The organism is Arthrobacter sp. B055-34, assembly GCF_059090425.1.
Genome location: NZ_JBNHFQ010000004.1, coordinates 453,193 through 473,052 on the forward strand (window position 1 = coordinate 453,193; position 19,860 = coordinate 473,052).

The following is a 19,860-nucleotide window of genomic DNA, read 5'->3' on the forward strand; positions in this document are numbered from 1 at the left end:
CGGAGTTCCGGCGTCAGGACGGCGCTGTGCGCCAGGGGGATACGGATGGATGCTATCCGCATTGTCGAAGATGAGGTGCGCGAGCTCATCCGCCGCAGGGGCATTGACCCGGCGCACCAAGGCGGGGAAGTGCGCCGCCTGGTGGAGGCCGCGGTCAATGATTATGACGAGCGGTCCCTGTTGGGGACACTGCCGCCGCTGGGGCACCTTGACTTTGCCAGGAAGTACGTCTTTGATGCGGTCGCAGGGTTCGGCGCACTGCAGCCGTTGCTGGATGATCCCTTGGTTGAGGAAATCTGGATAAATTCCCCTGCCGAGGTGTATGTTGCGCGCGGCGGGGAATCCGAGCTTACTTCGGTCACGCTGAGCCAGCAGCAGGTACGGGACCTGGTGGAAAGGATGCTCAAGTCCTCGGGCCGGCGGCTTGACTTGTCGTCACCATTCGTTGACGCGGCCTTGCCCGATGGCTCCCGCCTGCATGTGGTAATTCCTGATATCACCAAACGGCACTGGGCCGTCAACATCCGTAAGTTCATTGCCCGGGCGTCGAAACTGGACCATTTGGTGGAACTGGGCTCGCTCTCGCCCGAGGCAGCGCGGTTCCTTTCCGCCGCGGTAGCCAGCGGGCTCAACATCCTGGTTTCCGGGGCAACGCAGGCGGGGAAGACGACGATGCTCAATTGCCTTGCGGCAAGCATCGGCAGCCGCGAGCGCGTGGTGACAGTCGAGGAAATTTTCGAGCTTCAGCTGCCCCTACGCGATGTTGTAGGGCTGCAATGCCGCCAACCGAATCTGGAGGGCGAGGGCGAAATCCCACTGCGGCGGCTGGTCAAGGAAGCCCTGCGCATGCGGCCGGACCGCCTGATCGTGGGCGAGGTCCGGGAAGCCGAAAGCTTGGACATGCTGATTGCCCTAAATAGCGGCTTGCCAGGGATGTGTACGATCCACGCGAACAGTGCCCATGACGCGATCACGAAGGTGTGCACACTGCCCCTGTTAGCTGGCGAGAATATCTCCAGTGCCTTCGTCCTGCCGACGGTAGCTTCCTGCATTGATTTGGTCGTGCACTGCACGCGCAGCGCCTCCGGCCAACGGCAGGTTGCCGAAATAGTCTCGCTCGGTCGCCGAGTCGAAAACGGCATTATCGAGACATCAACTCTTTTCAGCCGGCAGAACGGAGATCTACTGGCCAGCGATTCGGCCAGTCCGGGAGACGACAAATTTGCCCGTGCCGGGTACAACGTCATGCAGTTGCTCGGCGGCATGTCATGACTGCTGCCACTGGCCTTGTGGGCGGGTTCGGACTGTTCCTGATCTGGTGGTCCTGCTGGGAATTGCCGGAATCGCCTCCCAAGAGCCCCCGTAACCCACGGTTCACCCGCTTGCAGGAGGTCATCAACCAATCGGGTATTGAGAAAGTTTCTGTCAACGGCCTTATTGCCAGTTGTGCCGGAACGGCAGTCTTTACCTTCTTGCTGATCTTGGTGATTACGCAATCGCCTCCGATCGCCGGCTGTTTCGCGCTATTTGGCGGATGGTTGCCGTTGGTGCTGGTGCGGTGGCGCGCAAGGCGCCGCGTGGCGGCCATGCGCGAAATTTGGCCGGACGTAGTGGACCACCTTCGTTCCGCCATTCGCGCCGGCCTCTCTTTGCCGGAGGCCCTGATACAGCTGGGGATCCGGGGGCCGGTGGAGTTGCGTCCAGCGTTCGTCGAATTCGGGGCAGACTATCGGGCCGGAGGGCGCTTCGACCAGTCGTTGGAGCGGCTGAAGGATCGGCTTGCGGATCCCGTCGCGGACCGGATCATCGAAGCGCTCAGAATGACGAGGGAGGTGGGCGGCTCCGACCTGGGCAGGCTGCTGGGTACGCTGGCGGATTTTCTTCGCGACAGTGCCCGCACCCGAAGCGAGCTGGAGGCCCGTCAATCGTGGACAGTCAGCGCCGCGAGGCTGGCCGTTGCCGCACCATGGATCATCTTGATGCTGCTGGCTACGCGGCCCGAGGCCGTTGCCGCCTATAACTCGACGGCGGGGGCCATGGTACTGCTCGGCGGTCTGGTCGTGTCTTTGGTCTGTTACCGGCTCATGCTCCGCATCGGCGCCTTGCCCGAAGACGAACGGGTGATGCAATGACACATTTGATGTCCATGGGCGTCCTCGCGGGGACAGGCCTCGGCGCCGGCTTGTGGCTGGTCCTGACGCGGCTCCCCTCCGTGCGCAGGACACGGTTCGTCGACAGAATCGCCCCTCAGCTGAAATCGGTGGACGTCCAGTCCAGGCTGCTGGCTGCAGGACCGGTCAACGTGACCCCCTTCGGCCCCTTGGAACGCATCATCCGGCCGGTCCTTCTCGACGCCGTTTCCTGGCTAGGCAGATTCAACCTCGGGACGACCGTGTTATCCAAGCGTCTGGCGCAGGCCGGCCGCCGCCAGACGGCCGTCGATTTCAGGGCGGAGCAACTGCTGTGGGCGGTCCTGGGACTTGCCGCCGGAATTCTGCTGGCCCTGGTATCCGCGGCAGGGGGAGGGCTAGACCCCATTACGGGCATCATTCTCACAATCGGCCTCGCCGCGGGCGGATTCCTGATGCGCGACTACATGCTGACCGTGCAGATACAGCGCCGGGAAACCAAGATGCTGGCCGAATTCCCCAGTCTGGCGGAACTGATGGCGCTCGCTGTCAGCGCGGGGGAGAGCACCACCGGTGCTCTGGAACGAATCTGCCGCAGCGCTCACGGCGAACTTGCCGACGAATTCGCTACCGTTCTGGCAGATACCCGGTCGGGGACGCCATTGCTGGCGGCGCTGCAGGACTTTTCGCGCCGGAGCCGACTTCAGGCCTTGGTGCGGTTCGTTGACGGCATCACTGTGGCAGTTGAAAGAGGTACGCCGCTGGCGGATGTGCTTCGGGCTCAGGCACAGGACGTCAGGGATATGGCCAAACGCAGCCTCATGGAATCGGCAGGCAAAAAGGAAATCGCCATGATGGTTCCACTCGTGTTCGGTGTCTTGCCCCTCACCGTCCTGTTTGCTGTATATCCGGGGTTGGCCCTGATCAATCTGGGCTGGTGAAGGCGCAGCCCATGAGAATTTCACAACGGATCAAAGGTAAAGAAGGCGGAAAATGAACAAGTATTCCTTCACTCTGAAAGCAGCTGTACTGCTGTCGATGATGCTGGTACAGCTCGCCGGTCGGTTCCGGACGGTCGTGTCCGGCGAGGACCCCGAGCGTGGCGATGTGCCCGGGTGGGTCATGATCACCCTAATGTCGGCTGTGCTTGTCGCCGGGATCCTCGCCATTGCCAAACCCGCGCTCGAAGGCCTTTTCAACGATGCCATGGGACGCGTCAGCCAGCCTTGATATGCGCCGCTTGATAACACTGCTGCGCGCTTCGGGCGGTCTTCGCTCCGAACGTGGCTCAGCGGCTGTGGACTTCGTGCTGGTCGGCGGTGTCCTGACGTTGATCTTCGTCTCGATCATGCAGTTGGCACTTGTTCTGCACGTGCGGAACACCTTGATCGATGCCGCCGGTTCCGGGGCCCGCTATGGTGCGTTGGCAGATCGCGGGCCAGAAGACGCCCGGGGCCGCACGGTATCCCTGATTACCGGCTCCCTGAACTCTGCCTATGCCACGGACGTACAGGTGGAAGAGATCCAGCGTGGGGGAATCAGGACACTTCGCGTGACAGTGAACGCTCCGTTGCCAGCGGTCGGACTGGTCGGTCCTGCAGGCGGATTGGAGGTGGAGGGCCATGCAGCACTGCCGCGGTAGCAAACACCGGCCGTCGAGGTGGCCGGGCGAACTTCGCCTGCGCTTGGCAGCGGCAGTGCGTCCTGATGAGCCTGCGGAGCGGGGCAGTGCTGTTGTGGAGTTCGTCTTCCTTGGCACGCTGCTGCTCGTGCCGGTGGTCTACTTCGTCATCGCCGTGGCCCAGATTCAGGGCGGCTCTTTCGCCGTCGTCAGCGCCGCCGACCATGCAGCAAAGGTTTTTGTCTCGGCAGACACACCCGCGGCCGCTCATGGCCAGGCTGAACAGGCAGCGCTGCTTTCCGTACAGGATTTCGGGTTTGGGCCAGGCGATCTCGGGATGGCTGTCGGCTGCGGCGGCGGCGCATGTCTCGAACCAGGTTCAACCGTGACAGTCAACGTCTCCCTGGAAGTACCGTTGCCGCTGATGTCGGGGTTGGACCTGTCCTTCGCCACGGTGACATCCACCGCCACCCAGATCGTCGAGCGTTACGGATGAATCTGCCGGGAACTATGAGCCGCTTCATCGGGCCCCGCAGGCCGGCAGGCCTTGCCGGTAAAGGGCGGAATGCACGGGACGATGATGGCCAGGTAGCGGTCCTGATCATCGGCTTTGTGATGTTGAGCCTGCTGATACTCACCGTGGTCATGGCTGCATCAGCCGTGTACGTAGAGCGCAAGAAGTTGCTCTCGGTGGCAGACGGAGCCTCCTTGGCCGCCGCAGACACTTTTGCGCTCGCGGACGTCCAGGGCTCTGCCGGTGCTCCCGTTCCAACCTTGAGCGACGGTACCGTCCACAGCGCCGTCCAACGCTATATTACGGATACCGGTGCGGCGGGTCGCTTCGACGGTCTGTCCATCAACCCGGGCACTGGTTCGCCGGAAAGCCGTACTGCCCACGTGGTCCTCTCCGCCGTAGTACATCCTCCTATCGTGAATTTTCTGGTGCCGGCAGGTGTGCCGATCACCGTGTCCAGTGATGCCCGTTCGGAACTGCGCCGCTGATGCCAGGTGCCAGCGCTGAGTGGATGCCTAGCCGCGGGAAGCGCATCGGCGTTCCCACCATGGCGTAGGCTTGGAGAACCATGGCTGAGATCGACTTTCCCGCAGAAATCCGCGCCCTGCGCGCCACCTATGACTCCATCGAGGCAGTGACCGATGTCGAAACCATCCGCAAGGACATCGCAGAGCTGAGCGAGCAGGCCGGCGTGCCCGATCTGTGGGACGATCCTGCCGCAGCACAGCAGATCACGTCAAAGCTCTCGCACCGCCAGTCCGATCTCGAACGGCTCGAAAAACTTGAGGCACGGATCGACGATCTGGAGGTCCTCGTTGAACTGGGTCAGGGCGAGGACGACGCCGACTCGATGGCGGAGGCAGCCAACGAGTTGGGGGCATTGAAGAAAGCGCTTGCCCAGCTCGAAGTCGTCACCTTGCTCTCGGGCGAGTACGACGAGCGGGAAGCTGTTGTCACCATCCGCGCTGGCGCCGGCGGCGTTGACGCGGCGGATTTCGCGGAAATGCTCATGCGTCTATACCTGCGCTGGGCGGAGCGCCACGGGTACCCCACGTCGGTACTGGACACGTCTTACGCCGAAGAAGCAGGGCTGAAATCGGCGACCTTCGAAGTCAAAGCACCTTACGCCTTCGGTACGTTATCGGTCGAGGCCGGTACCCACCGCCTGGTACGGATCAGTCCTTTCGATAACCAAGGCCGACGCCAGACGTCCTTTGCCGCGGTCGAGGTGATCCCGCTGATCGAGCAGACGGACTCCATTGATATTCCGGACAACGAGATCAAGGTCGACGTTTTCCGTTCCTCCGGACCGGGCGGACAGTCGGTGAACACCACGGACTCGGCCGTGCGGTTGACGCACCTTCCCACCGGCATCGTGGTTTCGATGCAGAACGAGAAATCGCAGATCCAGAACCGCGCCGCCGCGCTTCGCGTGTTGCAATCCCGGCTGCTGCTGCTGAAAAAAGAGCAAGAAAATGCGGAGAAGAAGGCCCTCGCCGGGGACGTCAAGGCATCTTGGGGTGACCAGATGCGTTCCTACGTACTCAATCCGTACCAGATGGTTAAGGACCTGCGTACGGAACATGAAGTGGGCAATACCTCTGCCGTATTCGACGGCGAGATCGATGACTTTATCGACGCGGGTATCCGCTGGCGTGCTAACAACCGAAACGCGGCGGAATAGCCCCGATTGTGCCGGCGGGCCCGGCCAGGAACGCAGTCGCACGTTAGGTTCACCCGGTGTTTCCGGCCAATGCCAGGGACTTGGGTGACATGAATCACTATACAATTGTGAGGGAACCAATCGCCTGCGCTGTTGCCGCAGGCGATCGTTCCGCAACTGCTCTCACGAGGAAGAATGCCACGTAGATGGGGTGCATTGCCGACCCCGGCTTCCTGCCGCTGGCCCTGCCTGAACGACACGCCCGTTAGGGGCCTGCAGGTAAATCCCAAGGCGTACTGCATATAGTCAGTACGCCGATGATTTTTCCTTCAACCATAGGCCCGAGCCGTCGGCAGCTGTATTTGGGCACGAAGTAGTCATGATTAGATTCGACAACGTCACTAAGATTTACGACCAGAACACGCGACCCGCTTTGGACAAGGTCAGCCTTGAAGTGGACCGCGGGGATTTTGCGTTCCTGGTCGGAGCCTCGGGATCAGGGAAGTCCACCTTCATCCGGCTGGTCCTCAAGGAGGACCGGGCTACCCGTGGCTCCGTTTACGTGGCCGGCCAGAACGTCGCCAACATTCCAAGCTGGCGGGTGCCGAAACTGCGTCGCGGCATCGGCGTTGTCTTCCAGGATTTCCGACTGTTGCCGAACAAGACCGTCGCCGGCAACGTTGCCTTCGCCATGCAGGTGATCGGCAAGAGCCGGGCCATGATCCGCGAGACGGTTCCAGAAGTACTTAAAACGGTCGGGCTGGAAGGCAAGGACCACCGTATGCCCCATGAGCTCTCCGGCGGCGAACAGCAGCGAGTGGCTATTGCCCGGGCCATCGTGAACAAGCCGGGTATCCTGTTGGCCGATGAGCCGACCGGAAACCTTGATCCCACCACTTCAATGGGCATCATGAAGGTCTTGGACCGGATCAATCAAAACGGCACTACCGTCGTCATGGCGACGCACGACAACGTGATCGTGAACGACATGCGCAAGCGAGTGATCGAACTGGTCGACGGCGTATTGGTCCGCGATGAAGCCGAAGGCATCTACGTTGGCGCCCAAGGTGATAACAAATGAGACTCGCATTCATTCTTGGTGAAATCGGTTCCGGGTTGCGCCGCAACCTTTCCATGGTCGTCTCCGTCATCCTGGTCACTTTCATCTCGCTGACGTTCGTCGGGGCTGCCGGTATGCTCCAGCTGCAGATCAACCAGATGAAGGGCTACTGGTACGACAAGGTCCAGGTCGCAGTCTTCCTCTGCGTCGATACGTCGACGGCGGCAAGCTGTGCCTCCGGGCCGGTAACCGACGAACAGCGGGCGGAAATCAAAAACACGCTTGAGTCGCCTGCTGTCGCCCAGTACGTGGACACTTACCTGTACGAGTCGCAAGAGGACGCGTTGGGACACTTCCGCGACCAGTTCGCCAACTCGCCGATTGTGGATTCCGTAACCGCGGATCAGCTACCGGAGTCCTTCCGGGTCAGCCTCGTGGACCCGGAAAAGTACGAGGTCATTAACGAGATCTTCTCCTCGTTGCCAGGCGTCGAAGTTGTTGTGGACCAGCGGGAGATCCTCGAACGAGTCTTCAGCGTGATGAACATAGCCTCCCTCGTGGCGGTCAGTATCGCCGCCATCATGATTGTGTGCGCGATCCTGCTGATCGCGACGACTATCCGTCTCTCGGCGTTCAGTCGACGTCGCGAGACGGGCATCATGCGTCTGGTAGGAGCTTCGAAGGCGGTGATCCAGTTGCCGTTTGTGCTGGAAGGCGTCATTGCCGCTGTCATCGGCGCACTGCTGGCCTCGGTCACGTTGTGGGCAGTGGCGCGGTTCTTTATCGGCGACTGGCTGGCACAGCAATATCCGGATACGGCGTTCATATCGGAGGGATCGGTGCTCCTGATCGCACCCGCGCTGATCCTGCTCGGTACCGTGCTGGCAGGAATTTCTTCTCTTCTTACCCTCCGACGCTATTTGAAGGTCTAGAATCATGTCTACTGAGCAGAACAACAGGTTGGGGAACCGGACAGTGAACCGTTTACACGCGGGTAGGAAGTCGTGTCTGCCGCAGGGGATTATCAGCGCCGCGCTGGCCGTTTTCCTGGCGTTTTCCCTCGGCACCGCAGGTCCGGCACAGGCGGATCAACTGGACGATCGCAAAGAAGCGCTCGAGCAGGAAATGGCCGAAGTTGAGCATTCGCTGGAGTTCCTGGACGCCGACATCATAGAGACTGTAAAGCAGCTTAAGGAGTACCAGAGCCAGTTGCCAGCGGCCCAGCAGAAACTGGCAGATGCGCAGGGACGGGTCGAGGAAGCGGCGAACAAGGTCGCCGCTCTGGCTCAGCGCGTGGACATGGCGTTGCAGACCAAGGACAACATTAACAAGCAGCTCGACGACGACAAGGAAGAGCTCGCTGAAACCCGGGAGATCATAGGGCAGATCGCCACCCAGGCCTACAAACAGGGTGGGGTCCCGTCTAACCTGACGCTGTTTTTTGGCTCGGAGGGTGACTCTGGCCTGGCCGATACTATCGGTTTGGCAGACCAGGCCTTGCGCAGCCAGAACGCCGCATTGAACAAGCTTTCCCAGCAGAACGCTACGAACGTGAACTCGAAGGCCCGTCTCGAGGCGGTCGAGGAAGAAATCCGGGACCTCAAGCAGCAGGCCGAAGAGGCATTGGCTGCCGAGCAGACTGCTCGGGATGAGGCCGCAGCCGAGAAAGAGAAAGTGGACACGCTGATCGCGGATACTTCCGCCCTTTCGGACAAACTCCAGGCCCAGAAACCGAAGATCCAGCAGCAGCTGGCTGAGGTCGAAAAACAGCACCAGCAGGTGCAGGCCGATATCGCCGAACGGCAGGAAAGGCTCCGACGCGAAGCCGAAGAACGCCGTAAGAAGGAAGAAGCCGAGCGCAAGGCGGCTCAAGCGGCCTGGGAGAAGGAGCAGGCGCGGATCAAGGCCGCGAAGGCGGCTGCCGCGGCAGCTAACCAGCCGGTCCCGCAAATTGTTCCCACGGTCGAACCACCGCCCGCCGCGCCGAGCGAGTCGTCCTCGTTCGGTCTGGCTTCTCCGGTGTCCGGCCCGGTGACCTCGGGATATGGGTGGAGGGCTACCCCCGCCGGCACAATCGATTTTGGCGGTTCCGGCGGTTACATGCATACGGGACTGGACTATGGGTCAGCCTGCGGCACCCCGGTGCGCGCGCCTGCCAGTGGCGAAGTTTGGACGTCCGGGTGGGGCGGTGCGGCCGGAAACATGGTAGTGATCAGCCATGGGGTAGTTTCCGGCAGCGCCTTGGCCACGAACTACTTCCACTTGACGCGGTCCGCTGTGTCCGTCGGCCAGAGGGTCAGCCAAGGGGATGTTATCGGTTACGTTGGAACAACCGGCAACTCGACCGGATGCCATCTGCACTTTGAAACCATCTTGAACGGTTCGCTGGTCAACCCCATGGGCCTGCTGTAGCCAGCGAGGGATTTGTTCCACGCCGGTATACTGGATGTTTTTAACTAAGTGGATTTGAACCAGAAGGAGTTGCCCCGTGCCCAGGGAAAGTGGCCGGAAGGTAGTGGCCACCAATCGTAAGGCCCGGCATGACTACCACATTATGGATACCTTTGAGGCCGGCATGGCGCTCATGGGGACCGAGGTCAAATCCTTGCGTGAGGGCAGGGCCTCCTTGGTCGATGGATTTTGCGTTTTCTACAACGATGAGCTGTATCTGGAAGCGGTCTATATTCCGGAGTATCTCAACGGCAGTTGGACCAATCACTCCGCCCGGCGTCGACGGAAACTCCTGTTGCACCGCGAAGAGTTGAACAAGATCTCACACAAGATCCGCGAATCAGGCTTCACGATTGTGCCCCTTCAGCTTTACTTCAACGACGGCCGGGCGAAGGTTGAAATCGCAATTGCCCGCGGTAAGAAGGACTACGACAAGCGTCAGACATTGCGTGAACAGCAGGACAAGCGCGAAGCGTTGCGTGCCATGCGTGAGCGCAACCGCAGCTCTGCCTGATCAGCGTTCATCGGGAATCTCCGTGAGCGAGGGATTCACCACCCAGCCTTGACCAGCATGAGTAGCTCCTTGACCCGACGAGGCGGCCACAGTGGTCGCCGGCAAGCCTAAATAGAGCGTAAATCAGCGCGTGCCCGGAGGGCCATAAAACATCTGAGGCCTCGGGAATACATTCGCAGATGTTGTGGTTAGAATAGATAGTCCGGTGCGAACCACCGGTTTGGTAATTCAATATGGGGATGACAGGTTTCGACGATGTTAGTCGCGCCAGGGGAAGCGGGCCGAGGATGCAGGGCTATCTCGTTAACGCTCTCTGCAAAAAAATAACTGCTGAATCTAAACAGCACGACTTCGCTCTCGCTGCCTAAGCAGCGGGCATAGTCCGTCAGTCCGGGTACGCTCTCGACCCGGTTTCTGGCGTCATTTAGAGGGCCACTGCTGGACACTTTCGCCGTTGGAGTGTCCGGGACTTTTAGACGGCTGGGCCCGGGTCAGCCACTTGTTTGCAGGATGGCTGGGGCCGAGAAATCCCGAAGCAAACTGCGCCCGGAGAAGTCCTGGCAACGCAACATCGGACGGGGGTTCAATTCCCCCCATCTCCACCAACGGAAACAGGCCGGAGGCATAACGCTTCCGGCCTGTTTGTCGCTTAAGCAGCTGATCTGGACGGCGTTAGGAACCTGCTACAGGATCCTCGACTATGCCGATGAAGCGACTGCCTACACCATCGAATTCGCTCCGGCGCATCCCGGCCCCGAGTTCGGGCAGCTCTTGTGGATCGTGGAATCCGCAGATGACGTAAGTAAACTCAGGCCACCACTTCTTAGGCCGCGCCGCCTCCGAAAAGCCGCAGACATGGCACCGCAATTCAACCCAGACAGGCCTCTTGCCTGTGCGGTTGTCGCGGGACTGCAGTAGCCACTGCGGCGGATTAGCCACAATCTCGGCGAGGTCCTCCTCGCTGAGCCGCGAAGGTATGCCGTGCCGCCGGGCCATCTCAAGCGGAATGTCAAGGGCCAGGGCTGCATCTCGTCTCGTAATCATCGTCATCAACAATAGGCCAATGCCGCCATTAGCGCCGATTCGAAACGGATCGGGGAATACTGCTCCCCAGCGAGTGGGCTGATTTGTCGCCGCCATGTCGAGGCGAGACCCAGCTCCCGCCACCAATGGGCCGACTGCCAGTCCATGACGCCTCCTAGCTGACAGCTTCCGGTTGGCGGTAACCCCTGGGTCTTGATTTTCTTCGTGGACCTTGGGCTTTCCTGATACGGATTGCCCGATTCATTGACACTGCCGCGCGCATTAGCGATCCTGAAGACTCCAAGCGGTGGGGCCCGCGAGGGGAGCCGGGGCCGGAGAGTCCGGCTGGCTCTGTGGGGAGTGTACTGTGGGGATCACTGCGGCTATGGCTACCGATCGACCTTGGGATTTACGACTTGTGGGGGGCTGGCAACTGCATCGCGGGGGTCAACCTGTTAAAGTGGCTCTGCGTCAGCAGCGCCTTCTTGCGGCCTTGGCACTGTACGGCAGGCAGTCCCGTACTTTTTTGGCCGGTTTGCTGTGGCCGGACAGCTCCGAGCATCAGGCGGCGGGCAGCCTTCGGGAGAGTGTTTTCCTAGTTAATCGGACATTGCCTCAGCTCCTGTCATCGACTCAGGATCCGCTGGACTTGGACGAGCACGTCAGCGTTGACGTCCGCGATCTCAGGGCACAGGCAGCCCGTCTGGAGGAACATGCCAATCCCGGCCTCCAGCAGAGCCTGCTGGAGGCGGTGCAGGATGCCGAATTGTTGCCGGGCTGGTACGAAGACTGGGTAATCTCCGAGCAGGAGCGGTGGCAGCGACTGCGGCTGTCGGTGCTTGAACGGCTGGCCAAGCAGTTTCTGCTGCTGGGCAGGATCGATCCGGCGATGGAAGCGGCACGCGCAGCGACGACCATAGAGCCCCTGCGCGAGAGTGCACAGCGGTTACTGCTCCAGTGCTACCTGGCGGAGGGAAACAATGCGGAAGCGCTGCGAGCTTACCAGTCCTTCCGGATCAGGTTGCGGCAGGAATTCGGCGTTGCCCCCTCGCCAATCATTTCGGACTTGATCAGTTCGCTGGTGGAAGGGTCGGATGGCGAGCAGCAGCTGGGGCGGAGCGGGGGCCGCGGCTAGCCCGTGACGCTCAAGCCTCCGCGGTCAGCGAGCCAGCGTAGAGATCCATCAGCGCCGGCATTCCGCCAGCCGCCATGACCCGCCGTTGGCGTTCGGCACCGATGCCGTCGGTCCATAAGCGTTCCAGGGAAGCGTCTACCCACTCAGCATCGCCGGCTTCCTGAAGGGCAGGCCGGATGCGGCGAACCAGCAGGTTGACCACATCGCGTGCGGGCAGGAGGAGTCCGGAAAACGGGTCGATCAGTTGATCGGCCAGCCCTTGCCTTCCGGCTTGCCAGACAGCCGCGTCGAGGAGTTCGGCGTCGAGGTCGGGAAACTCCTTGCCGGCCTCCGCTTCGGCGAGGGCCGTGACGACCAGTCCGCGGATCAGCGCGGCGATGAGGACTGCATCCTGGGCTTCCAGTTGCACATCCGCCGCGCGCACTTCCAACGTGGGGTAGCGGTCGGACAGGCGTGCCAGCCAGGTGAGGACGCCTCGGTCGATGACGACTCCGGTGTCCACCAACCGCTGGATCCGCCGCTCGTAATCCGCAGCATCAGCAAACAGCGGGGGACAGCCCTGGACCGGCCAACGGCGGTAGTGCACAATCCGCCAGCTGGCGAACCCGCTGTCGCGGTCCAGCCAGAACGGTGAATTCGAGCTCAGCGCTACGATGACCGGCAACCAGGGCCGGATCCGGTTCAAGGCCTGCACGCCCGACTCCTTGTCCGGGACTGAAACATGTACGTGCTGGCCATTGACGAACTGGTCGGCGACAATCCCTTTGGCGCTGGCTTTGAGGTCGTGGTAGCGCTGCTTGTCCGTCAGCTCCGGGTAGTCTTCGTGGATCCGCGCTGCCGTGCCGGTGGCGGCCGCGCGGACGCCCGCCTTCCGTGCGGCAGTGTCCAACTGACGGCGGAAGTTCAGCAGCGATTCCTCTGCCTCGGTTAGTGTTGAGCAAACGGCCGTGGCAGTCTCGATCTGGCAATTGAGCAGCTCCCGCTGGATGTCGCCGCGGGCTACTTGCAGGGACTCCAGGTTCTGGGCCACCTTGTCTGCGACCGCCTCGGGCAGTCCCGTGGCCGGATTGAGCAGCAGGTACTCTTCCTCAATTCCCAGCGTTGCCATTAAATGCCCTTCCCTAGGCTGAAGCGGACAAACCTGAGCTTACCCAAATTATCAGTGTGCTGATGACAGCCCTCTCATCGGAGCAGCAGCACTCCCAGCGCGGCCGCTACCAGGCCCAGCACCAGATTGGCCGCAAGATTGACGACGGCGGCAACAGGCCGCCGTTCTGCCCACAGTCTGGCGGTGGCAACCGTCCAGGAGCTGAACGTGGTCAGGCCGCCGGCCAGTCCCGTCGCCACCGCCGTACTCCATGGCTCCGCCAACGAACTCTGCGCAGCCGTTGAAACGGTCAGCCCGATGACGAACGAACCGGTTACGTTGACCAGCAAGGTTGACCACGGCCAGGCCATCCGAGCGGTCTGGGCATCAGTGGCCCGGATGAACAGGATATCCGCGGCGAACCTGGCCAGCGCCCCTGCCATGCCGAAGACACCCACCAGCAATGCGGCCAGAGCGGTCACGACTGTCCGTCCGTTGAGCCGACCGCGCGACTCGCAAGCACTCGGCCGAGCACCAAACCGGCCACGGCCGCGGCGAGCCCGGCGGCGAGGGACGATCCCAGATACGCCAGCCAAACATCATGACGTCCGGCAGTGGCGAGCTGCTCGATGGCGATAGTGACGGCCGAAAACGTCGTGAAGGAACCCAACAGGCCGGGGCCAAGGCCGGCGTGGAGCCACGCCGGAGCCCCCGGTCGTTCCGTCCAGAAGGCGGTGACTATCCCCAGCAGGAGACTGCCTGTGACATTGATCGCCAGCGTGGTCCACGGAACACCGCCGCCGTCTTCAGGAAATAGCAGCCCCAGACCGAAGCGCGCCTCGGTGCCGAGCAGTCCGCCGACGGCCACAGCTGTCCAGACGGTGGGGGGCGGCAGCGGAGGCTTTCCCGGCCGCCCAAGGCGCGTCGCCGGCGTCGTTCTCATGTGATGAGGGCGCAGTCAGCGTGGGGTTTGTCACTGAAAACCCACAGTGCCGATGCGGCCTCGTCGCCCAGATCCAGCTCCCGGTTGCGCCCGGCGGTGGCGATGCGGACTACCAGAGGGCCGCCGAAGGGCTTGCGGCCGATGACCTCCACATGGTCATCCAGGCCGATGTCCTCAGCGCTGAGGAACCTTAGGAGTTCGGGGTTCGCGTCGCTGATGCGGGTGATCCGGCCCGTATGGCCCGCATCCAGGCTGGCGAGTTGATGTGCCTGCGGGATGTCCACGGCGCCGTGCGCATCCGGAATCGGATCGCCGTGCGGGTCCCGGTCGGGATAGCCGAGTTTGGCGGACAGCCGTTCGATGAACGTGTCCGAAACGGTGTGTTCGAGCAGTTCGGCCTCGTCGTGGACCTCGTCCCAGGCATAGTCGAGTTCCTGGACCAGGAAGGTCTCCAGCAACCGGTGCCGGCGGACCATCGCCAGAGCGAGCCGGCGGCCCTCGTCGCTCAGCTCCACGGCACTGTACGGCTCGTGGATGGCGAGGCCAAGCTCGACGAGCTTACGCACCATCTCCGATACCGAGGAGTTGGCGACGCCCAGCCTGTTGGCCAGCTGGGACGAGCTGATCGGTTCGTCCTGCCACTCGGTGAAGGAGTAGATCACCTTGACGTAGTCCTGAACACTGGCGGAGCCGCTGCTCAGGGCGGGACTGTGTTTGTTGGGAGGCATCTTGTTCTCTAGACGGACGTGGGGATGCTCGGTTGTTCGGAGACCCGGCGCCTGGCGCTGCGCCGCCGCTGCAATTGCCAGACTACTCCGTTGCGCCGGGAGAACAGGTAGACGGCGACGAAGACCACGGACTGGGCCAGGACCACGGAGGCGCCGGTGGAAATGTCCAGATAGTAGCTGGCGTAGATGCCGGCGACCGCGGCCGATGCGGTTATCGACGCTGCGATCAGCAGCATCGTGTCGAAGCGGCGGGTCAACAGGAATGCCGTGGCGCCGGGCGTGATCAGCATGGCCACCATCAGGATAATGCCGACTGCTTGCAGGCCCACCACAACGGTCAGGGCCAACAGGCCTAGCATCAGGGCGGAAAGCCAGCGCGTGTTCAGCCCGATGGCGTGGGCATGGATCCGGTCGAACGCGAGCAGCGTCAGGTCACGCCGTTTGTAGAGCAGCACGGCCAAGGTGATCGCGCCCAAAACGAGCACCTGGAGCAGTTCGGCGGTGTTCACCCCGAGTACGTTGCCGAACAGGATATGCTGCAGATCCGTCTGGCTCGGAGTCTTGGAGATGATAGCCAGACCCAGCGCGAATAACCCGGTAAAAACGACGCCGATGGCCGTATCCGCTTTGAGTTTCGTGGTGGACCGGACGGCGCCGATCAACGCTACGGCACCGGCGCCGAAGATGAAGGCGCCCAGCGAGAACGGCAGGCCGACAATGTACGCCAGCGCGACGCCGGGCAGCACTGCGTGGGATACGGCGTCGCCCATGAGGGACCAGCCCATCAGGATCAGCCAGCAGGACAGTACAGCCGAGACCACAGCCGCCGCCAGAGTCACCAGCAGCGCGCGGGTCAAGAAGCCGTACTGCAGCGGCTCCAGCACCCAATTAATGACGTCCATGATGCGCTCCTTCCGGGGCGGTGGCCAGGGCTGTACCGAAAGCCCGGGCGAGGTTCTCGTTGGTCAGGACCGCCTCGGGTTTGCCATGGGCGAGGACCCGCTGGTGGAGCAGGACGGCTTCGTCGCAGAGCTGGGGGATGCCAGCCAGGTCATGGGTCGAGACCAGTACGGTCCGGCCTTCGTTCCGCAGCTCCTTGAACAGGGAGATCAGGGCACCTTCGGAGCCCTTGTCGACGCCGGCGAACGGCTCATCGAGCAACAGCAGGCGTGCATCCTGCGCGATCCCCCGCGCCACGAAGGCCCGCTTCCGCTGACCGCCCGAGAGCTCGCCGATCTGCCGGTGCTGGAGCTCCGACAGGCCAACACGTTCCAGTGCTGCCGCCACAGCTTCCCGGTCGGCGCGATGCGGACGGCGTGCACGTCCCAACCGGCCATAGCGGCCCATCATGACGACGTCGCGGACGGACACGGGAAACGTCCAGTCCACATCCTCGGACTGCGGAACGTAGGAGACGACGTTGAGCTTCCGTGCGTCCTTGGGTTCGACGCCGAACAGCCGCACGTCGCCGTTGGTCGGCTGGACGAGGCCCATGAGGGACTTGAACAGCGTGGACTTGCCGGAGCCGTTGACGCCGATCAGCCCGCAAATGGTCTGCGGCCGGACAGTCAACGTGACGCCGTCCAGGGCTATGACCTCGTTGTACGCCACATGCAGCGACCTCACGGTAATGGCGTCGGCGCCGGTGGGAAGTTCATGCACACTCATGAGGCGAGTCCTTCTTTGATTAGTGCGATGTCATGCCGGATAAGGTCCAGGTGGCTTGGCACCGGGCCTTCGGGACCGGACAGCGAATCGACGTAGAGCGGAGTGACGAGCTCGGCGCCGGTCGCGGCGGCAACCTGTTCCATCGCGCCGGGATTTACTGTGGATTCGCAGAACACGGCCGGAACCTGGTTCTGCTGCACAAAGGCGATGGTGTCTTTGATCTGCCGCGGGGTGCCTTCGGCGTCGGAGTTCACCGGCCACAGGAAAGCTTCCTTCAGGCCGGCGTCCCTGGCGAGATAGGAGAAGGCGCCCTCGCAAGTAACCAGGGCAGCAACGGCGTCGCTCTCCTGGAAGGCGTCCTTCAGTTCCTGCATGACACCGTCCAGTTGGTCCTTGTACTGCTCGCCGTTGGCACGGAAGTCCGCTGCATGTGTCGGATCCAGCTCGCTCAGGGCGACGACAGTGTTGTCGACATAGACCTTGGCGGCCTCCGGCGACATCCAGGCGTGCGGATTGGGCTTGCCCTCGTAGTTTCCGGAGCGGATATCTACGGGGTCGATCCCCTCCGACAGGACTGCGTGCGGGGCCGGTACCGCCGTCACAAACCGGGCGAACCAACGCTCCAGGCCGAGGCCGTTGTCGAGAATCAGGTCCGCTTCCTGGGCGCCGACCAGATCCGAAGGAGTGGGCTGGTAGCCGTGGATCTCCGCGCCCACTTTGGTAATTGATTCCACCCGCACATGCTCGCCGGCGACTTGGCGCACCAGATCTGCAAGCACTGTGAAGGTGGTCAGTACCATGGGGCGCTCGTCGGACGGCTCCGGAACGGCCGCCGAACCGTTGCCCACGGGACCGCAGGCCGTCAGCATGCCCAGCGACAAGACGGCCAGCACGGACCACAGTTTTTTCGGCATGCCTAAATTTATCGTAAAGGGGTGCCGGAATAATAGGGTGCGGCTAAAATTTCTGTTCGTTACCGGTCGGAGCGGCACGGAATGTTGGCGCAGAAAGCCCTCGAACTTAGCGGTCAGCCTTCACCGCGCGCCAAGTCAGGGTCAGGTAGGGGAGCTGGAGAATCTCTTCCCGGTCATGGCCCAGATGTTCATGCAGGTACCAGTCCAGATTGGCCAGGACTTTTGCGCGCGTCTGTTCGCTCGCCCGCAGGTAGTAACTGCGCGACTTGACCAGCTCCAGCAAGTCGCCGGGCGTCAGCGGATCGGCCCAGTGGGTTTCGTGGCCCTCAGGCCCGATGAACTCAGGACCGATGAAGGGGCGGAAGTCCGGCCTGTAAACGTCACCGGCATGCATGATCCGGGAGAGCCGGTGGACCCAGGGAATGGAGACATCGAGCTGGTTCCAGATCAAGCCCAGCGTTCCCTCGGGCCTCAGGATCCGGGCAGCCTCCGTGCTGGCCGCTGCCTGGTCCACCCAGTGCCAGGCCTGCGCCACGGTCACCAGATCGACGGCGCCATCGGCGATGCCGGTATGTTCGGCCGTCCCCAGCAGGATCCGGGCCGCGGGATAGTTGGTTGCCAATTGTTCCAGCATGTCGGCCGAGGGATCCACGGCGGTCACCCGCAGGCCCCGGGCGAGCAACGCGGCCGTATATTTTCCGGTACCGGCGCCTACATCCGCGGCGTCCCGTGCCGACTGCGGCAGCAGCCAATCGACGGCGTCATCCGGGTAGCCGGGACGGACACGGTCATAATGCGCACCACCCTGCTGGAAGCTGCTGCCGAACTCCCGGCGCCGTTCGTCGTCCATCCGGGGTCCGCCGCGAACCACTGCCACACTCCTCGTGCACCCTCTGCTCTCGGTCAGGGGCCTCTCATTGACCTGTCATTGACGCCGCCAGCCGCCGGTCCCGTTGCACCGGCGGCTTCGCAACGACGGGTCAATTAGATCATGCCCCATCCGGCACGCAGGGATACGTTCCTAGCCCTAGGAGCATGGCGACGCCCCGGCGGTTCCCGGCGTCACGGGTGCCCACTCGGGGAAGGCCCGTGTTTCCACCGCTGGCACCCAGCGTCCGCTCTCGACGACATAGTCGTGGCGCAGTCCGTCACGGACCAGCGCTGCCACTCCGTCCGCGAGCCGGGCCGTGTCTTCCAAGCGGGAACCCAGCCCGAAGCTGGCACGCAGCGAACCGGACGGCAGCCCGAGGCGGTTGAGCAAGGGATGGGCGCAGAACTTCCCGTCCCGCACGCCGAGTCCGTGTTCTGCCGAAAGATACGCGGCCACGAGGCCAGCGTCGTATCCGGCCACCGAAAAATTTACGACGCCGATGGCATCCAGCGGGGCGGTCTCGCCGCTGAAAATCCGGTGCACGGTGACCGAGTCCACCGCCTCCAGCCGCTCGATGAGATACCCACGCAGCACGGACTCATGCTGCTGCCACGCTTCCTCGTCCAGCTGCGCAATGTGCTCCGCGGCCCGGGCCAGGGTGGCCGCACCGAGCACATTGGGAGAGCCGGCTTCGTGCCGGGCCGGCCCAGTTGTCCAGACCACGCCGTCCAGCCGGACCTGTTTCACTGCGCCGCCGCCAGCCAAATGCGGTGTGCCGGAATCGAGCCAGTCGGCCCGGCCGATGATCGCTCCCGCGCCGAACGGGGCATAGAGCTTGTGTCCGGAGAGGACCACATAGTCAATGTTGTCCCGGGCAATGTCGAGCCGCCGGTGCGGGGCGAGCTGTGCCGCATCCACCACTACCCGGGCACCATGCCGGTGGGCAAGCCGCGCGGTTTCGGCGATCGGGAAGATCTCGCCGGTAACATTCGACGCTCCGGTGATGGCAACGAGGGCCACTTGGCCACCTGCCAGTTCGGTCTCGATGGCCTCGAGCGTGCCGGCAACACTCGGCCGGGCCACTACGCTGCGGTGCGGTACCGCCTGCCAGGGCAATAGGTTGGCGTGGTGCTCGATGTCCAGGTACAGCACTTCGCCACCGGCCGGGATGCAGCCGGCGAGCAGGTTCAGGGAATCGGTGGTGTTGCGGGTGAAGATGACCAGGTCATCGGTCCGCCCGCCCACAAAAGAACGCAGGACTTCGCGTGAATGCTCGTAGACGGAGGTGGAGACCTGGGATGCGTACCCGGCACCGCGATGGACGCTCGCGTAGTAGGGGAGCAGTTGCTCGAGATAGGCGGTGACGGAAGCCAGCGCGGGTGCCGACGCGGCGTAGTCCAAATTGGCGTAGCGGACGGTGCCGCCGTCCAGCAGGGGAGCGGCGAGTTCTGCGCCGGTAACTTCCTGGAACGGTTGTTCCGCTGCCAGCAGCTCGGGGGACAGGGTGGAGTCGATAACAGTGGTGCTCATATGACCTCA

23 protein-coding genes and 1 other RNA gene are annotated in these 19,860 nt (G+C 62.7%); 14 read left to right on the plus strand and 10 right to left on the minus strand.

Annotated elements, in window-relative coordinates:
• Positions 1-45: 45 nt before the first annotated feature.
• The 13 genes from AC5RWO_RS10625 (at position 46) to ssrA (ending at position 10,557) form a co-directional block, all read left to right on the plus strand.
• Positions 46-1,272, plus strand: coding sequence for a TadA family conjugal transfer-associated ATPase (locus AC5RWO_RS10625; protein WP_498731337.1), 1,227 nt, complete (start codon positions 46-48; stop codon positions 1,270-1,272).
• A complete protein-coding gene (locus AC5RWO_RS10630) occupies positions 1,269-2,132 on the plus strand; it encodes a type II secretion system F family protein (protein ID WP_498731338.1) in 864 nt (287 codons plus the stop codon). The genes AC5RWO_RS10625 and AC5RWO_RS10630 overlap by 4 nt, the downstream gene beginning before the upstream one ends.
• Positions 2,129-3,070, plus strand: coding sequence for a type II secretion system F family protein (locus AC5RWO_RS10635; protein ID WP_498731339.1), 942 nt, complete (start codon positions 2,129-2,131; stop codon positions 3,068-3,070). The genes AC5RWO_RS10630 and AC5RWO_RS10635 overlap by 4 nt, the downstream gene beginning before the upstream one ends.
• A gap of 97 nt (positions 3,071-3,167) precedes the next feature.
• Complete coding sequence (locus AC5RWO_RS10640) at positions 3,168-3,359, plus strand: hypothetical protein (protein ID WP_498731393.1); 192 nt, start codon at positions 3,168-3,170, stop codon at positions 3,357-3,359.
• A 1-nt stretch (position 3,360) separates the two neighbouring features.
• Complete coding sequence (locus tag AC5RWO_RS10645) at positions 3,361-3,771, plus strand: TadE/TadG family type IV pilus assembly protein (protein ID WP_498731340.1); 411 nt, start codon at positions 3,361-3,363, stop codon at positions 3,769-3,771.
• Positions 3,772-3,826: 55 nt separating this feature from the next.
• Positions 3,827-4,246 carry a hypothetical protein gene (locus tag AC5RWO_RS10650; RefSeq protein WP_498731341.1) on the plus strand — a complete coding sequence of 140 codons (420 nt, stop codon included), beginning with the start codon at positions 3,827-3,829 and terminating at the stop codon, positions 4,244-4,246.
• A gap of 14 nt (positions 4,247-4,260) precedes the next feature.
• Entirely contained in the window at positions 4,261-4,752 is a 492-nt protein-coding gene (locus tag AC5RWO_RS10655) for a Tad domain-containing protein (RefSeq protein ID WP_498731342.1), read from the plus strand.
• 80 nt (positions 4,753-4,832) lie between these two features.
• Positions 4,833-5,948, plus strand: coding sequence for a peptide chain release factor 2 (gene prfB / locus AC5RWO_RS10660; protein ID WP_498731343.1), 1,116 nt, complete (start codon positions 4,833-4,835; stop codon positions 5,946-5,948).
• A 358-nt stretch (positions 5,949-6,306) separates the two neighbouring features.
• Positions 6,307-7,008: a cell division ATP-binding protein FtsE gene (gene ftsE, locus AC5RWO_RS10665; protein WP_074701615.1), complete on the plus strand. Its 702-nt coding sequence runs from the start codon at positions 6,307-6,309 to the stop codon at positions 7,006-7,008.
• Complete coding sequence (ftsX, locus tag AC5RWO_RS10670) at positions 7,005-7,919, plus strand: permease-like cell division protein FtsX (RefSeq protein WP_074701616.1); 915 nt, start codon at positions 7,005-7,007, stop codon at positions 7,917-7,919. Before ftsE ends, ftsX begins: the two co-directional genes overlap by 4 nt.
• Before the next feature lie 4 nt (positions 7,920-7,923).
• The gene (locus AC5RWO_RS10675) at positions 7,924-9,399 is read left to right on the plus strand and encodes a peptidoglycan DD-metalloendopeptidase family protein (protein WP_498731344.1); all 1,476 of its coding nucleotides are present in this window, start codon (positions 7,924-7,926) and stop codon (positions 9,397-9,399) included.
• Between the two features lie 76 nt (positions 9,400-9,475).
• Positions 9,476-9,952 carry an SsrA-binding protein SmpB gene (smpB, locus tag AC5RWO_RS10680; RefSeq protein WP_498731345.1) on the plus strand — a complete coding sequence of 159 codons (477 nt, stop codon included), beginning with the start codon at positions 9,476-9,478 and terminating at the stop codon, positions 9,950-9,952.
• Positions 9,953-10,187: 235 nt separating this feature from the next.
• Positions 10,188-10,557, plus strand: a transfer-messenger RNA (tmRNA) gene (gene ssrA, locus AC5RWO_RS10685).
• Between the two features lie 67 nt (positions 10,558-10,624).
• Here the strand turns inward: ssrA and AC5RWO_RS10690 are convergent.
• Entirely contained in the window at positions 10,625-10,996 is a 372-nt protein-coding gene (locus AC5RWO_RS10690; protein ID WP_498731346.1) for a hypothetical protein, read from the minus strand.
• A gap of 628 nt (positions 10,997-11,624) precedes the next feature.
• Between AC5RWO_RS10690 and AC5RWO_RS10695 the strand changes: the two genes are divergently transcribed.
• Positions 11,625-12,110 carry an AfsR/SARP family transcriptional regulator gene (locus AC5RWO_RS10695; protein WP_498731347.1) on the plus strand — a complete coding sequence of 162 codons (486 nt, stop codon included), beginning with the start codon at positions 11,625-11,627 and terminating at the stop codon, positions 12,108-12,110.
• Positions 12,111-12,120: 10 nt separating this feature from the next.
• On the opposite strand, the gene AC5RWO_RS10700 is transcribed toward AC5RWO_RS10695, so the two are convergent.
• The 9 genes from AC5RWO_RS10700 to AC5RWO_RS10740 all read right to left on the minus strand — a co-directional run bounded on the left by AC5RWO_RS10700 (position 12,121) and on the right by AC5RWO_RS10740 (position 19,851).
• Entirely contained in the window at positions 12,121-13,218 is a 1,098-nt protein-coding gene (locus AC5RWO_RS10700) for a carboxylate-amine ligase (protein ID WP_498731348.1), read from the minus strand.
• Between the two features lie 74 nt (positions 13,219-13,292).
• The gene (locus tag AC5RWO_RS10705; RefSeq protein WP_498731349.1) at positions 13,293-13,679 is read right to left on the minus strand and encodes a fluoride efflux transporter FluC; all 387 of its coding nucleotides are present in this window, start codon (positions 13,677-13,679) and stop codon (positions 13,293-13,295) included.
• Positions 13,676-14,065 carry a fluoride efflux transporter FluC gene (locus tag AC5RWO_RS10710; protein ID WP_498731350.1) on the minus strand — a complete coding sequence of 130 codons (390 nt, stop codon included), beginning with the start codon at positions 14,063-14,065 and terminating at the stop codon, positions 13,676-13,678. Before AC5RWO_RS10710 ends, AC5RWO_RS10705 begins: the two co-directional genes overlap by 4 nt.
• A 71-nt stretch (positions 14,066-14,136) precedes the next feature.
• Complete coding sequence (locus AC5RWO_RS10715) at positions 14,137-14,868, minus strand: metal-dependent transcriptional regulator (protein ID WP_498731351.1); 732 nt, start codon at positions 14,866-14,868, stop codon at positions 14,137-14,139.
• Between the two features lie 8 nt (positions 14,869-14,876).
• Positions 14,877-15,770: a metal ABC transporter permease gene (locus AC5RWO_RS10720; RefSeq protein WP_498731352.1), complete on the minus strand. Its 894-nt coding sequence runs from the start codon at positions 15,768-15,770 to the stop codon at positions 14,877-14,879.
• The gene (locus AC5RWO_RS10725; protein WP_498731353.1) at positions 15,757-16,536 is read right to left on the minus strand and encodes a metal ABC transporter ATP-binding protein; all 780 of its coding nucleotides are present in this window, start codon (positions 16,534-16,536) and stop codon (positions 15,757-15,759) included. The genes AC5RWO_RS10720 and AC5RWO_RS10725 overlap by 14 nt, the downstream gene beginning before the upstream one ends.
• Positions 16,533-17,450 (minus strand): metal ABC transporter substrate-binding protein, encoded by a 918-nt coding sequence (locus AC5RWO_RS10730; protein WP_498731354.1) that lies wholly within the window; start codon positions 17,448-17,450, stop codon positions 16,533-16,535. The genes AC5RWO_RS10725 and AC5RWO_RS10730 overlap by 4 nt, the downstream gene beginning before the upstream one ends.
• Positions 17,451-17,556: 106 nt before the next feature.
• The gene (locus AC5RWO_RS10735) at positions 17,557-18,321 is read right to left on the minus strand and encodes a class I SAM-dependent methyltransferase (RefSeq protein ID WP_498731355.1); all 765 of its coding nucleotides are present in this window, start codon (positions 18,319-18,321) and stop codon (positions 17,557-17,559) included.
• 156 nt (positions 18,322-18,477) lie between these two features.
• Entirely contained in the window at positions 18,478-19,851 is a 1,374-nt protein-coding gene (locus tag AC5RWO_RS10740; protein ID WP_498731356.1) for an aminotransferase class V-fold PLP-dependent enzyme, read from the minus strand.
• Positions 19,852-19,860: the final 9 nt, after the last annotated feature.